Origin of the sequence: Pseudomonas sp. Leaf127, from assembly GCF_001423155.1 — a bacterium.
GTDB classification, from domain to species: domain Bacteria; phylum Pseudomonadota; class Gammaproteobacteria; order Pseudomonadales; family Pseudomonadaceae; genus Aquipseudomonas; species Aquipseudomonas ovata.
Window position 1 is genome coordinate 449,961 of sequence record NZ_LMOA01000022.1, and the last position, 14,176, is coordinate 464,136.

Sequence of the window (14,176 nt, forward strand, 5' to 3'; positions counted from 1 at the left end):
GCACTTAAGAGGGTGAATGTACCGACCCTTTCGCGACCGCTGGTCGCTCCCACAGGATCCCTGTCAGGCCTTGAATAGGGGCCAGACGCAAAACCTGTGGGAGCGACCCACGGTCGCGAATGTCGCGTGGCAGGCACTTAAGAGGGTGAATGTACCGACCCTTTCGCGACTGCTGGTCGCTCCCACAGGATCCCTGTCAGGCCTTGAATAGGGGCCAGACGCAAAACCTGTGGGAGCGACCAACGGTCGCGAAGACTCACTTGATCGCGAAGGCTGACTCAACCGCGCAGGCGGCGCAGCCATTCCAGGCCTTCGCTGGTGTCGCCCTTTGGCCGGTACTCGCAACCGACCCAGCCGGTGTAGCCCAACTGGTCGATCACCTCGAACAGGTGCGCATAGTTCAGCTCGCCCATGTCCGGTTCGTGACGGTCCGGCACGCCGGCGATCTGAATGTGGCCCACGCCGGCAAAGTCGCGTTGCAGGGTGCGGGTCACATCGCCTTCGACGATCTGGCAGTGGTACAGGTCGAACTGCACCTTGAGGTTGTCGGCGCCCACCTGTCTGACGATGGCCTGGGCCTGATCCTGGCGGTTGAGGAAAAAGCCCGGCATGTCACGGGTGTTGATCGGCTCGATCAGCACGGTAATGCCGAATGCCTTGGCCTGGGCGGCGGCATAGGCCAGGTTTTCCAGGTACACCGCCTGATGCGCCGCACGCAGGCTCTCGTCGGGCAGCAGGCCGGCCATCACATGGATACGGTCATTGCCCAGCACCTGGGCGTATTCCAGCGCCCTGGCCACGCCTTCGCGAAATTCTTGTTCACGCCCCGGCAGGCTGGCAATGCCGCGCTCGCCGGCTGCCCAGTCGCCCGGTGGGGCGTTGAACAGCGCCTGCACCAGGCCGTTGTCGTCCAGGCGCTGTTTCAGCTCCTGGGGACTGTAGTCATAGGGGAACAGGTACTCGACCGCCGCAAAGCCGTCAGCAGCGGCGGCGGCGAAGCGGTCCAGAAAGTCATGCTGCGGGTACAGCATGCTGAGGTTGGCGGCGAAACGAGGCATGTTAACTCCAGTCTTCAAAGGGTCAGACAAATGGCCACAGCACCAGGGTCATCAGGAACCCCAGAGTGCCCAGCAGGGTGACCAGCACGGTCCAGGTGCGCAAGCCATCGCCTACGTTCAGGCCGGCCAGCTTGGTGAACATCCAGTAGCCGGCGTCGTTGATGTGCGACATCGCCAGACCGCCACCGCCCATGGCCAGGCACAGCAACGCCAGGTGGTTGGCCGACAGGTCCAGGGTGGCAATCAGCGGGCTGAGAATACCGGCGGTGGTCACCAGCGCCACGGTGGTCGAACCTTGTACCGCACGCAGCAGCAGCGTCAGGATAAAGCCCAGTGCCAGGACCGGCAGGCCGGTGTTGCGCAGCGCTTCGGAGACCACGGCACCGATACCGGTGTCGACCAGTACCTTGCCGAATACGCCACCGGCGCCGGCAATCAGGATCACCATGGCCACGCCCGGCAGCGCCGAGCCGATCACGTCGGACACTTGCGAGCGGCTCCAGCCACGGCGCGAGCCGAGCAGCCAGGCGCACAGCAGGGTGTCGATCAGCAGCGCCACCAGCGGTGCGCCCAGTACGGTCAGCACATCGCGCAGCAAGGTGCCGGCCGGCAGCAGGGTGGTGGCCAGGGTGCCGAGCAGGATCAGCACGATCGGCAGCAGGATCAGTGCGATGATCAGGCCAAAGCCCGGTGCCGGCGCCGGCGGCAGGCTCTTGGCCAGGCTGCTGGCGCTGGCTTCGGCGCCGAATTCCTTGGCGTCGCAGGTTTCACGCACGGTGGAGTAGTCGTTGCGTGCCCAGGCTTCCAGATCGGCGTTGGTGACGTGCGGGCCATAGACTTCGGCACGGATGTCGTCGGTCATCGGGTAGGTCTTGCGGGTCATGCGCCCGGCCACGAAGTAGCCGATCATGCACAGCACCGCGACCATCGGGATGCCCAGCAGCAAGACCCGGCCCAGGTCGGCGCCCAACTGGCTGGCGGCGGCCACGGCACCCGGGTGCGGCGGCAGGAAGGCGTGCACGGCCAGCAGGGCGGCGCACATCGGCAAGGCAAAGATCATCAGCGGCTTGCGCGCCGCACGGGCCACGCCATAGGCCAGCGGCATCAGGATGATCACCCCGACCTCGAAGAACACCGGAATGCCGACCATGAAGCCGGCCACGGTCAGTGCCAGCGGCGTGCGCGTGTTGCCAAAGCGCTGGATCAGCGTCTTGGCCAGGGCTTCGGCGCCGCCAGACAATTCGATGATGCGCCCGATCATCGCACCCAGGGCAATGATGATCGCGATATGACCCAAGGTCTTGCCCATGCCGCCTTCGATGGTCGCCACCAGGTCGGCCGGCTTCACACCGGCGACCAGCGCGACGATGATGCTGACCAGCATCAGGGCGACAAAGGGCTGGAATTTGTATTTGAGGACCAGAAACAGCAGCAGTGCGATGCCGGCGCCGGCAATCAGCATCAACATTAGTGGAGTCATATTCGCTTCCTGTTCTTATTGTGTTCCGGCATGACCGGCGTTGGCACAGGCCGCGGGTGCGGCCTGGGAGGATTCATTGAAGGTCGGTTACCACTTGGCTCCGAACGTCTGCTGCAGTTCGTCCAGCGCCTGCTGCGACAGCGGCGCAGGCTTGGGGTCGGTCATCAGCCACAGGCGGGCGGTTTCTTCGAGCTCTTCCAGGGCGTAGCAGGCCTTGGCCACCGAACTTTCCCAGACCACCGGGCCCAGGCGCTCAAGCATGACGCCGCGCACGCTGTTGGCCAGTTGCGCCACCTGCTTGGCCACCAGGGGCGAGCCGGGGCGCTGGTAGCCGATCAGCGGAATGTGCCCGACCTTCATCACCTGGTAGGGCGTCAACGGTGGCAGGATGTCGTCTTCGCGCCAGACACCGGCCAGGGTCAGCGCCACCAGGTGGGTGGAGTGGGTGTGCACCACGCCACCGACCTCGGGATTGCGGTCGTAGACCTCGCGGTGCAGGGCCAGGGTCTTGGACGGCTTGCTGCCCGAGACCCACTCGCCGGCCAGGTTGACCTTGGCGATTTCACCCGGCGACAGGCGACCCAGGCAGGCGTCGGTGGGGGTGATCAGCCAGCCGTCGTCCAGGCGTGCGCTGATGTTACCGGCGCTGCCCACGGTGTAGCCGCGGCCATACAGCAGGCGGCCGACGTCGCAGATTTCTTCGCGCAGGGCTTGTTCATCGATCATCAGGCGGCTCCTGCCAACTGCTTGAGGGCCTTGGCGAAGAAGTCGCGGGCCCCGAAGTTGCCGGACTTGAGCGCCAGTGCCAGGGGCTGGTCACCGTCACTGACGGTGGCCGGCACGCCCGGGTCGATCTGTGCGCCGATCTTGAGCAACTGCACGCCCAGCGCCTGGACCACGGCACCGGAGGTTTCGCCACCGGCGACCACGAAGCGGTGTACGCCAGCGGCCAGCAGGCCCTTGGCGATCTGCCCCAGCGCGTCTTCGACCATGGCGCCGGAGCGCTCGACGCCCAGCTTCTGCTGCACGAGCCTGACTTCATCCGGGGTGCTGGTGGCATAGATCAGCACTGTCTGGCCGGCCTGTTGGGCAAAGGCGATGGCCTGCTCGACCACCGGCTTGCCGTCGGCCAGTTCCAGCGGGTTGATGCGCAGGGCCGGGCGACCGGCCTCCAGCCAAGCGGCGACCTGGCCATTGGTGGCCACCGAGGCACTGCCGGCCAGGACCACGTCGCCACCGGCGATGTCGATATTCTGGGCAGCATCCATCGCGCGCAGTTTGCCGGCCTTGCGGAAGTTTTCCGGCAGGCCCAGCGCCAGGCCCGAACCGCCGGTCAGCAACGCCAGGTCGGCGCAGGCTTCGCCCAGCACATACAGGTCGGCATCGGACACCGCGTCGGCAATGGCCATGCTCACGCCTTCGGCGCGCAGCTCATCGATGCGCGCCCGCACGGCGTCGGCGCCCCGGGCCACGGTGTCGTAGCGCAGCAGGCCGACCTTGCGTGGGGTTTGCGCCTGCAGCACGCGCACCAGGTTGGCATCGGTCATCGGCGTCAACGGATGGTTCTGCATGCCCGATTCGCTCAGCAACTGGTCCTGCACGAACAAATGGCCACGGAAGATCGTGCGGCCGTTTTCCGGGAAGGCCGGGCAGGCCACGGTGAAATCGCTGCCCAGGGCGTCGAGCAGCGCATCGCTGACCTGGCCGATGTTGCCGGCCGCGGTCGAATCGAAGGTCGAGCAGTACTTGAAGAAAATCTGCTCGCAGCCGCGATCCCGCAGCCATTGCAGGGCGGCCAGGGACTCGTCCACGGCCTCGGCGCTCGGCGTGGTGCGTGATTTCAGGGCGATGACGATGGCGTCGGCGTCCAGGCCGGCGGCCCGTTCAGCCGACGGGATGCCGATGCTCTGCACGGTGCGCATGCCGCCGCGCACCAGCATGTTGGCCAGGTCGGTGGCGCCGGTGAAGTCATCGGCGATGCAGCCCAGCAGCGGGCGGGAAGTGACGGTCATCGTTTATTCCTCGACCTTGGCGGTCGGCAGATTGATGCCCGGGAAAATCTTGATCACCGCCGAGTCGTCTTCGCGGCCGAAACCGGCGCTGGAAGCCTGCATGAACATCTGGTGGGCGGTGGCCGACAGCGGCAGCGGGAATTTGCTGGCGCGGGCGGTATCAAGCACCAGGCCCAGGTCCTTGACGAAGATGTCCACCGCCGACAGCGGCGTGTAGTCGGCCTTGAGGATGTGCGGCACGCGGTTTTCGAACATCCACGAGTTGCCGGCGCTGTTGGTGATCACCTCGTACAGGGCATCGGCGTCGACGCCTTCACGCAGGCCCAGGGCCATGGCTTCGGCGCTGGCGGCGATGTGCACGCCGGCCAGCAGCTGGTTGATGATCTTGACCTTCGAGCCCAGGCCATGGACGTCGCCCAGGCGATAGACCTTGCCGGCCATGCCGGCCAGTACGGCTTCGGCCTTGGCGTAGGCATCGGCCGGGGCCGAGGTCATCATGGTCATCTGCCCGGCGGCGGCCTTGGCCGCACCGCCGGAGATCGGCGCATCGAGGTACAGCAGACCCAGGTCGGCCAGGCGCTGGCCCAGTTCGACGGCAAAGGTCGGGGCGACCGTGGCGCAGCCGATCACCAGGCTGCCGGGACGCAGGGCGGCGACCGCACCGTTGTCGCCGAACAGGACGGTTTCGGTCTGCTCGGCGTTGACCACCACGGTGATGATGATGTCGCACGCAGCGGCCAGGTCAGCCGGCGAGGTGGCGGCTACACCGCCTTCGGCGGCAAATGCCTGGACCACGTCGCTGCGCACGTCACAGGCGTGCACCTTGAAACCGTTGCGCAGCAGCGAGCGGGCAATGCCCAGGCCCATGGCGCCCAGGCCGATCACACCAACATTGGATTGGGTCATTGCAGTCATCCTCGGTCTTCGCCGCTGCTCGTCATACCAACAGACGGCTTACATTGTTCTGAAATGTGAATCTGATAGTGGATCAGTGAGCTATTAATGTGAAGCACTATTTGCGATTAACAAATATTCACATAGCAAAAAGCCCCTGGAACGGGGCTTTGAATGGGGAGGGTGTAGGAGCGGCTTTGCCGGCGACCGAATGCGGAGCGCTCGCAGAAATCTGTGAAACGCTGCAATTTTACGACTGCTGCGCAGCCGGTCGCGGTGGTCCGGCATTCCGGCAGAGCGCGCTCCTACGGCGTGTCGAATGTCTATTCAAGCCGCCTGGCCTGGCTTACACCTTGGCCAGCTGCAACTCGATGCCTTGTTTGCGGATGCTGTCGGCGGCGGCCGTGGCCAGGTCGCTGTCGGTAATGAGGGCATCGAACTGTTCCAGCGGCGCGACCTTGTACATGCCGAAGGTGCCGTACTTGGAGCTGGTGGCAACCAGTACGTTGCGCGAGGCCGATTGCATGGCAGCCTGCTTGACATCCACTTTCAGCGCCGAAGGGGTGGTAATGCCACGCTGCAGGTCCCAGGAGCTGGTCGACATGAAGGCGATGTCGGTGGCCAGCTGGCGCAGGGTGGCGGCGGCCAGGGCGCCGACGCTGGACAGGTTGGGGTGGTCGAGCAGGCCGCCGGTGTGGATCACGTCGACGTGCCCGGCATCGGCCAGGGCATGCACGATGCCGAAGTCGTTGGTGACCACGGTCATGCCCGACAGGGCAATGATGTACGGCACGATTTCCAGGGTGCTGGTGCCGGCATCCAGGTACACGGTCATGTCCGGGTGCAGCAACTGCGCGGCCAGGCGCGCCATGGCCTGTTTGTGCGGCAGCTCGACCACGGCCTTGGACTGATGGCTGGGCTCGCTGTGCAACTGGCTGGCGATGCGCACGCCGCCGCTGACCGAATAGGCCCGGCCTTCCTGCTCCAGCAGGGCGATGTCACGGCGGATGGTCATGTGCGAGCAGTCGAACATTTCCATCAGCTGGTGCACGCTCAGCACCTGGTGCTTGCGCAGTTGGCGCAGCATCAATTCACGGCGTTGATCGGGGATCATTGGCGCACCGCCGGTCGGGGCGATTTCGTCATGGGTGGACATGCATGCTCCTGCATAGCGGTAACCGGGCTCGGCCTTGAGTGTACGTGCAGCCCGCCAGTGTGCCGAGGCGTTTTTAACACGAACCGTTCATGGCTTACCGTGACACGGCGCAGGCGCCGAACGGTCGCGGGCCTGGTCAGGTGCGATGACTAGACTGTACTGGGGACAGGCGTCGAATCCCGATCGGGATGCAAGGAGTGCACGTGATCGTCGCTTATGGGTGCGTATGGATCGCACTGGTGTTGCCGAACCTGTGTGCGGTGATCGCCAGGGTCGGCAGCCGTGACTACGGTCTGCGCCTCAACCATGACCCCAGAGCCTTTCTGGGTCGGCTTGACGGGTTGGCAGGGCGTGCCCATGCCGCGCAACTCAATGGTTTCGAAACCACGCCAGGGTTTGCCGCCGGCGTCATCATCGCGCAGCTCAGCGGCAATGTTCCCTGGGTCGCCATCGAAGCGCTGGCGGTCGGCTTTGTCCTTTCGCGCCTGCTGTTCATCCTGTTCTATCTGGCCGACCTGGCCGTGTTGCGCTCGCTGGCCTGGCTGGGCGGCTTTACCCTGATCACGGCCTTGTTCGGCCTGGCGATCCTGCTGTAGGGCTGAGCGGCCTGGGCCGCTCATTTCGCCGGTCGGTCAGTGCGTCTCTTCAGGCGCCGGCTTGTGGCCGGTTACCGAGCGCACCAGCTTGCCGATGGTCAGGCCCTGCAACAGGATCGACAGCAGCACCACGATGTAGGTGATGCTCAGCACCACGTCGCGTTCCGGGCCCGGCGGCAATGCCAGGGCCAGGGCTACCGAGACACCGCCGCGCAGGCCGCCCCAGGTCAGGATGCGAATGGTGCCTTGTGGCACGCTGCGCCAGCGGCGCAACAGCAGGATGGCCGGGGCCACGGTGACCAGGCGCGCCAGCAGGATGGCCACGGCCAGCAGCCCGGCGGCCAGCAGGTGCAGCCACGAGAAGGGCAGCAGCAACAGCTCCATGCCGATCAGCGCGAACAGCAGGGCATTGAGGATGTCGTCGAGCAGTTCCCAGAAGCCGTCCATGTAGCGTCGGGTCATGTCGTTCATCGCCAGGTTGCGCCCCAGGTTGCCGATGATCAGGCCGGCCACCACCATTGCGATGGGCGCCGAGACATGCAGTTCGGAGGCCATCGCCGAGCCGCCGATGACCAGCGCCAGGGTCAGCATGACTTCGATCTGGTGCTGCTCGATGCTCTTGATCATCAGGTACACCGCGTAGCCGATCAGGCCACCGAACAGCGCGCCACCGATGGCTTCATGGGCAAACAGCCAGGCGGTTTCGCCAACGCTCGGGGTCTCGCCCAGTTGTGCGATGCCCAGCAGCACGGTGAAGACCACCACGGCGGTGCCGTCGTTGAACAGGCTCTCGCCGACAATCGTGGTCTTCAGCGGTTTGGAGGCATTGGCGGTGCGCAATACACCGAGCACGGCGATCGGGTCGGTGGGGGAAATCAGCGCGCCGAACAACAGGCAGTACAGGAAGCTGACGTGCCAGCCGAACAGGGCAAAGATCCACCAGGCCAGGGTGCCGATGACCACGGTGGCGATCAGCACGCCAAAGGTGGCCAGCAGGCCGATCGGCCAGCGGTAACTCTTGAGGTCGGCGAGGTTGACGTGCAGGGCGCCGGCGAACAGCAGGAAGGACAGCATCCAGTTCATCAGCAGGTCGCCGAAGTCGATCTGGCCGATCAGTTGCTGGACGCGTTCTTCAAGCCCTGGAAAACCCGCCACGCTCAAGCCTTGCAGGATCAGGGAAAACAGCAGGGCGGTGACCATCACGCCGATGGTCGGCGGCAGGCCGATAAAGCGGTAGTTCACATAAGTGAGCAGGGTGGTCAGGCATATGAAGGCAGCAGCAAGTTCAAGCATCCGTAAAGTCCGTATCCATCAAGTATCAGGGTGCATTTCAGTGGGTCAGGCGCACGCATTGACCCCCGGGAACCGCTCATAGTGCACCACCGGGGAAATTTTTTGCCACACAGGATGGCTTGACGACGAGCCTGGCCTGTCAGCCAGCCCCGGCATCGACTATCCTCGCGGCCTGCCTTCCTGGAGGAGCAAAGGTGTGCTGGCAACCGCATTGGTGTTGATGGCGGCGGTGCTGCACGCCACCTGGAATACCCTGGTCAAATTCAGTGGCGAGCGTCTGCTGGTGATCGCCAGCATGGATTTCGTGGCCCTGGTGTTTGCCTTGCTGGCGCTGGGTTTCGTCACACCGCCTGCCGCGACTATCTGGCCCTGGCTGATCGCCTCGGCGCTGTTCGAATTGCTCTATCGAGGGCTGTTGATCAAGGCCTATCAGGTCGGTGACCTGGGGCTGGTCTATCCCTTGATGCGCGGCTTGTCGCCCCTGGTGGTGCTGGGCTTGACTTTGCTGTCTGGCGGCGAGGTCCTGAGCAGCGGGCAAATCCTGGGCATTCTCTTGATTCCGGCCGGGTTGGCCTGCCTGCTCTGGCAGGGCGGAGGCGGCGTGCGATTACCCTGGTCGATGCTGCCGGTGGTGGGGCTGATCGGCCTGTGCATCGGCAGTTATACCTGGATTGACGGGCAGGCCCTCACGCTCGGCGCGCCGCCGCTGGATTACCTGGTGTGGCTGACGCTGATCAGTGCCTGGCCGTTTCCGGCAGCGGCCGTCGTCTGTCGGCGCCCGGCCTTTGTGTTGTTCTGGCGCCAGCAGTGGCGACTGGGAATGAGCGTCGGGCTGTGCGTGCTGGTGAGCTATGCGCTGGTGCTGTGGGCCATGCAACTGGGGTCGGTGGCCGAAGCGGCGGCCCTGCGCGAAATCAGCGTGGTGCTGGTGGTGCTCATGGGCATGCGCTACCTGCAAGAACCTTTCGGGCGTCCCCGGCTCTTAGCTTGTGCCCTGGTATTGCTCGGCCTGTTGGTCATGAAGCTTAATTGAAAGGAACGAAAAAATGACAGTAGCCTTCTGGTGCGTATTGATCGCGATCATCCTGCCGATCCTGTGCGCAGGCATCGCCAAGTTCAGCAGCGGCTTCAAGATGCGCGACAACCACGACCCGCGCGACTACCTCGAGGACCTCGAAGGGCTGCCACGGCGTGCCCATGCCGCGCAACTCAATGGCTACGAGGCCCTCCCGGCGTTCGCGGCGGCCGTGATCATTGCCCATATCGCCGGCAATGCGCAGTTGGTGACCATCGATGTGCTGGCGGTGTTGTTCATCACCACGCGCCTGCTGTACATCATCTTCTACCTGGCCGACCTGGCCATGCTGCGCTCACTGATCTGGCTGGTCGGCATGGGCCTGATCATCGCGCTGTTCGGCGTCTCGGCATTTCCGGCGGCCTGACGGGGATAAACAGGAAGCGCCGGCTCAGTCCTGGACTTTTTCAAGCTCGGCCTGGGCTTCGAGCAGTTCCTTGCGCGACTCGGCCAGCTTGTCTTTGCGCTTGTTGATTTTCTCCGGGTCGCCCTTGGCCATGGCCTGGTTGAGGTCCGTCTGGCGGCGGCTCACTTCGCGCTTGGCCTCCAGCACTTTCTGCTCGCGCTGTTTAAGCAGCGAGGTTTCGCTGCAATTGGCGTTGGCTTCGCTCAGGGCCTTTTCCAGGCCGGCCTGTTGGCGTTTGTCACCGTCGGCCTTGGCCTGCTGAAGCTTGCTGCTGATGTCCTGGCTCTTGAGCAGGCACTCCGGGACCGGCGCGGGCATCTCGGCGGCCAGCAGGGCAGAGGGCGCCAGGGTGCAGGCCAGCAACAGGACCAGGGGGGGAACGCGCTTCATGTGTACTCCTTGTGAAGGCCGGGCGGGGTCGACAACCCGGCATTAAAAACCCGCAATGTTCAAGGCGTGCAGTCGATCGCGCAGCGCCAGCACCTGCGGGTCGAGAAAAAAGGCCTGCAATTGCGCCGCCCGCCCAGGGCCGATGCCGGGTTCAGCCTGCCACTGCTCAAGGCTGCGTTCGGCCAGTGGCTGCCAGTGGTCAGCCAGCCGGGCGTCGCCGGTCGGCGGCAGGCCCAGGGCCTTGAGCCAGAGCTGAAAAGGCTTGTCGCGTGCGCTTTGCAGGCTGGCGAACAGTTTGGCGGCACTGCGCTCGCCAAGGCCCGGCATCTTAACAAGCTCGGCGGCTTCGAGGGTCATCCAGTCGAGCAGATTGTCGAGTCGTCCGGCAGCCAGCAATTTGTCCCAGGTGCCGGGCCCCACGCCTGGCAGGTTCAGTGCCTGCTTGCCGGACAGCCAGACCAGGCGGGCCTTGAACTGGCTTTCACAGCCGGGCGTGGGCTGCCAGCAACTGAGCGCATGAAAGGCTTGCGGGTCTGGCACTGCCAGTTCGACGCGCTCGGTGCTGCGCAGCACCACGCTGTCCAGGCGCGGGATGGTCAGCCCGGCCAGGCTCAGGGCGATCTGGTCGCCGGGACGGATGTCCATTTCCCGCCAGCGTTGCAGCGAGCCGGCACTGAGCGAGCGGATGGTGCGGTCGTCCAGGCGTACCGGGTGTACATCCAGCACCGGGGTGATGCGACCGCTACGGCCAATGTTGAAGTTCACCTTGCGCACTTCGGCCAGGGCAGTGGCATAGGGGTATTTCCAGGCCACCGCCCAGTAGGGCGCCTTGGCTTGCCAGCGCTCGGCCGCCGGGCGCCGGCCCTGGCGCAAGACCACGCCGTCGCTGGCGAACGGCAGCGGCTGGCGATACCAGAACTCACGCCAGTGGCGGGCATTTTCGAACGTTTGCAGTGGATGGGTGTAGGCCAGGCTGTCGGCAAAGCCCATGGCCTTCAGGCCCGTCAGGCGCTCGGGCAGGGTCGCCGGCCCGTCGGGCCAGTCCCAGACGAACAGGCCGACCTGGGCCAGCTCCGCATCAAGGGGATCATGACGGGCCAGGGTGCCGGCGACTTTGCTGCGGGCATTGGCGCTGCCGGCGCTGGCCTGCACATGATCGCTCAAGCGCCAGTACAGCTCGCCTTGCAGCACGGCGTTGTGGGGGCCTGGCAATTGACCGGGAATGGCGGCCATGCGCAGGGCGTGCGCGGTCCAGTCCTGGCCGTGCACACCATCGCCGCGACTGATGGCCCGGCTCAACCGGCCCTGCTCATACACCAGCGTGACCGCCACGCCGTCGACCTTGGGCTGGATCCACAGGTCCTCGCGGCCGTTGAGCCATTGCGCCACGGCCTGGTCGTCGGCCAGCTTGCCAAGGCCCGTATGGACCACCAGATGAGGCACTGGGCCCTTGGCCGTGTTGAGTGGGCTGTCCGTGCTGTTGGCCGGCAGGTCAAAGCACTGTCGCCAGTGGGCCAGTCGCTCGCGGGCCTGGTCGTAGATTTCGTCGGCCACCTGTGCAACGCCCTGGCGGTGGTAGCTGTCGTCCCACCGGCTGATCCGGTCCTGCAGTGAGCGAACTTCCTGCCCCGCCCTGGACGCGTCCCAATCCGGGCAGGCCTGGGCATAGGTGGGTGTAGCGGTCGACAGCAACCCCAGGCTCAAGCCCAGGGCGGTGATAAAGCGAATGGTCAATGACATCGAAAGCATCCTTGCCGAGAACGATGCCCGACAGGCTAGTCAGCTTTGTGCAGGCCTGGCTGTCGGCGTGGTCACCGGCTTTTACAAGGCGTGAGCAGATGTGTCGCAGCAGTACAGTCAGGGGGTGTAAACGTCCGTGGCTGTGCCTTGAGGTGGCACGGGGCGCGTGTCAGATTGCAGGTCGCTGTCTTGCTCTGGAGAACCTGCAATGGACCTGTCGACCCTCGCCGTATTCATCCCCGCCTGCTTTGCACTGAACATGGCGCCCGGCCCGAACAACCTGCTGTCGGTCAGCAATGCCAGCCGTTACGGCTTTGCCCGTGCCTGCACCGGCGGCGTCGGTCGCCTGCTGGCGTTTGCGATCATGATTGCCCTGGCGGCGGTGGGGCTGGCGGCGGTGCTGCACACCAGCGAGTGGCTGTTCCATGTGATCAAGGTGGTGGGCGCGGCTTACCTGTTCTACCTGGCCTGGCAGCTCTGGCGCGCGACGCCGCAAGCCGATGAGCACATCGGCATGCGCACGGCCAGTGTGTTGCGGCTGGCGCGCCAGGAGTTTCTGGTGGCCATCGGCAATCCCAAGGCCATCCTGCTGTTCACGGCGTTCCTGCCGCAATTCGTCGACCCGGCGCAAGACGTCACGGCTCAGTTTGCCGTGCTGGGCGGGCTGTTTCTGCTGATGGAATGCGTGGCCATCGCGCTGTATGCCGTGATGGGTGTGCACGCCCGCAAGCTCTTTGCGCGTCCGTCCAGCAGGCAACTGTTCAACCGTGTGTGCGCCGGTCTGCTGGCCAGTGCGGCGTCGGCCTTGCTGGTGGCGCGTCGGGCCTGATCTGAACCGGTCGGGCGCTGCCCTGTCTCAAGGAGCGAACATTACCTATAGGGACATTCATGAATAGCAAGCAGTTGTCTGAAACCAGCAAGTTTCTGAGTTATGTGCTGCGTCACGAACCGCAAGCGATCGGCCTGCAACTCGACAGTGAGGGCTGGGCGGATCTTGACGCGCTGATTGCCGGCGCCGCCACGGACGGTCGGGTGCTGGACCGGGCGCTCATCGAGGCGGTGGTCGCCGGCAACGACAAGAAGCGCTTTGCGTTTTCCGAAGACGGCCTGCGCATCCGCGCCGTGCAGGGGCACTCGACCAGAACGGTCGAGCTTCAACATGTGGAGAAAACCCCGCCGGCGCTGCTGTACCACGGCACCGCCACGCGGTTTCTGGCGTCGATCCTGCAACAGGGGCTGATTGCCGGCAGCCGTCATCATGTGCATCTGTCAGAAGACGAGGCAACGGCGGTGTCGGTAGGGCAACGCTATGGCAAGCCGGTGGTGCTGCACATCGAGGCGGCGCGCATGCAGCAGGCCGGGTTCCGGTTTTTCCAGGCCGACAATGGCGTGTGGCTGACCGAGGCAGTGCCGGTGGGGTTTATCAGGCAATAAGCCGCTAACTTTGTAGGATTTTTAGTCGCGCCCATTCTGGTGAAACATACCGTTACTTATGGTCCGGCTAAAAGCCTCTTACCCCCTACATCTGTCGGATTGAATCACGCTGCACATGCCCTGATCATCCTGATTGAAAACTGTCAATGAGGATAATGATGAAAGTGAAAGCAGCGCTGATGTTATGTCTCATTTATGCACTCTGTTTCCTGTTTTTCATTCGCGAAGACAGCGGTCGTGACGTGAGTGTTAGTTTGACTGCAGCCGCTATGGTGACGTTAATGATGGCACCTTTTTTATTTCTTTATTGCCGGCGTGCAGAAAAACATGTCTTCCGTTTCATCGCCAGACCCACATGGGCAAATGCGTTTCGTCTGTTATTTCCTCCTCGAACCAAAAAGGATAAGTAATAATGCGTGACCTTACAGATCAAGAGACTGAACTCATCTACGGCGCCAACACGGTTTCCGACGGCGCAACCATAGGCGGTGCTGTGGGTGGGGCGTTGGGCATTTCATATGCCACTTCAATCGGGGGGACCGCAAGTGCCGTGGTGGGCTTGGCAGGTTATGGAGCGGCTGCAGGGGCCGGGCTCGGCGCAGCATTCACTGCCGGTTACGCGTTAGGCGGGTGGCTGAACGA

14 protein-coding genes and 1 pseudogene are annotated in these 14,176 nt (G+C 64.2%); 6 read left to right on the forward strand and 9 right to left on the reverse strand.

From position 1 onward, the window contains the following. Nucleotides 1-278: 278 nt before the first annotated feature. The 6 genes and pseudogenes from otnI to ASF84_RS19925 form a co-directional block, all read right to left on the reverse strand. On the reverse strand, nucleotides 279-1,058 hold the full coding sequence (otnI, locus tag ASF84_RS19900) for a 2-oxo-tetronate isomerase (protein ID WP_056840561.1): 780 nt from the start codon (nucleotides 1,056-1,058) through the stop codon (nucleotides 279-281). 22 nt (nucleotides 1,059-1,080) lie between these two features. Next, complete coding sequence (locus ASF84_RS19905; RefSeq protein ID WP_056840562.1) at nucleotides 1,081-2,538, reverse strand: GntT/GntP/DsdX family permease; 1,458 nt, start codon at nucleotides 2,536-2,538, stop codon at nucleotides 1,081-1,083. 87 nt (nucleotides 2,539-2,625) lie between these two features. Then, nucleotides 2,626-3,264: a 3-oxo-tetronate 4-phosphate decarboxylase gene (gene otnC / locus ASF84_RS19910; protein WP_056840563.1), complete on the reverse strand. Its 639-nt coding sequence runs from the start codon at nucleotides 3,262-3,264 to the stop codon at nucleotides 2,626-2,628. Continuing rightward, complete coding sequence (otnK, locus tag ASF84_RS19915) at nucleotides 3,264-4,550, reverse strand: 3-oxo-tetronate kinase (RefSeq protein ID WP_056840564.1); 1,287 nt, start codon at nucleotides 4,548-4,550, stop codon at nucleotides 3,264-3,266. Before otnK ends, otnC begins: the two co-directional genes overlap by 1 nt. A gap of 3 nt (nucleotides 4,551-4,553) precedes the next feature. Continuing rightward, nucleotides 4,554-5,474, reverse strand: a pseudogene (ltnD, locus tag ASF84_RS19920) (L-threonate dehydrogenase); the annotation flags it as partial. Between the two features lie 316 nt (nucleotides 5,475-5,790). Then, the gene (locus tag ASF84_RS19925; protein ID WP_056840566.1) at nucleotides 5,791-6,600 is read right to left on the reverse strand and encodes a DeoR/GlpR family DNA-binding transcription regulator; all 810 of its coding nucleotides are present in this window, start codon (nucleotides 6,598-6,600) and stop codon (nucleotides 5,791-5,793) included. 203 nt (nucleotides 6,601-6,803) lie between these two features. On the opposite strand from ASF84_RS19925, the gene ASF84_RS19930 reads away from it, so the two are divergent. After that, nucleotides 6,804-7,196, forward strand: a complete 393-nt coding sequence (locus ASF84_RS19930) for an MAPEG family protein (protein WP_056840567.1) — start codon at nucleotides 6,804-6,806, stop codon at nucleotides 7,194-7,196. A gap of 36 nt (nucleotides 7,197-7,232) precedes the next feature. Here the strand turns inward: ASF84_RS19930 and ASF84_RS19935 are convergent, their stop codons facing one another. Beyond that, complete coding sequence (locus ASF84_RS19935; RefSeq protein ID WP_056840568.1) at nucleotides 7,233-8,489, reverse strand: cation:proton antiporter; 1,257 nt, start codon at nucleotides 8,487-8,489, stop codon at nucleotides 7,233-7,235. A 196-nt stretch (nucleotides 8,490-8,685) separates the two neighbouring features. Here ASF84_RS19935 and ASF84_RS19940 point away from each other — a divergent pair, with 196 nt between their 5' ends. Together ASF84_RS19940 and ASF84_RS19945 are read left to right on the forward strand one after the other, a co-directional pair. Then, nucleotides 8,686-9,522 carry a DMT family transporter gene (locus ASF84_RS19940; protein WP_056840569.1) on the forward strand — a complete coding sequence of 279 codons (837 nt, stop codon included), beginning with the start codon at nucleotides 8,686-8,688 and terminating at the stop codon, nucleotides 9,520-9,522. Nucleotides 9,523-9,535: 13 nt separating this feature from the next. Beyond that, entirely contained in the window at nucleotides 9,536-9,931 is a 396-nt protein-coding gene (locus ASF84_RS19945; protein WP_056840570.1) for an MAPEG family protein, read from the forward strand. Between the two features lie 24 nt (nucleotides 9,932-9,955). Here the strand turns inward: ASF84_RS19945 and ASF84_RS19950 are convergent, their stop codons facing one another. Further along, nucleotides 9,956-10,360: a DUF1090 domain-containing protein gene (locus ASF84_RS19950; RefSeq protein WP_056840571.1), complete on the reverse strand. Its 405-nt coding sequence runs from the start codon at nucleotides 10,358-10,360 to the stop codon at nucleotides 9,956-9,958. Nucleotides 10,361-10,402: 42 nt separating this feature from the next. Continuing rightward, nucleotides 10,403-12,100 carry an NAD-dependent DNA ligase LigB gene (ligB, locus tag ASF84_RS19955; protein ID WP_056840572.1) on the reverse strand — a complete coding sequence of 566 codons (1,698 nt, stop codon included), beginning with the start codon at nucleotides 12,098-12,100 and terminating at the stop codon, nucleotides 10,403-10,405. Between the two features lie 208 nt (nucleotides 12,101-12,308). On the opposite strand from ligB, the gene ASF84_RS19960 reads away from it, so the two are divergent. The 3 genes from ASF84_RS19960 (at nucleotide 12,309) to ASF84_RS19970 (ending at nucleotide 13,944) form a co-directional block, all read left to right on the forward strand. Continuing rightward, the gene (locus ASF84_RS19960; protein WP_056840573.1) at nucleotides 12,309-12,929 is read left to right on the forward strand and encodes a LysE family translocator; all 621 of its coding nucleotides are present in this window, start codon (nucleotides 12,309-12,311) and stop codon (nucleotides 12,927-12,929) included. 59 nt (nucleotides 12,930-12,988) lie between these two features. Next, nucleotides 12,989-13,534: an RNA 2'-phosphotransferase gene (locus tag ASF84_RS19965; protein WP_056840574.1), complete on the forward strand. Its 546-nt coding sequence runs from the start codon at nucleotides 12,989-12,991 to the stop codon at nucleotides 13,532-13,534. A gap of 158 nt (nucleotides 13,535-13,692) precedes the next feature. Continuing rightward, nucleotides 13,693-13,944 (forward strand): hypothetical protein, encoded by a 252-nt coding sequence (locus ASF84_RS19970; protein WP_156684307.1) that lies wholly within the window; start codon nucleotides 13,693-13,695, stop codon nucleotides 13,942-13,944. Nucleotides 13,945-14,176 lie beyond the last annotated feature (232 nt).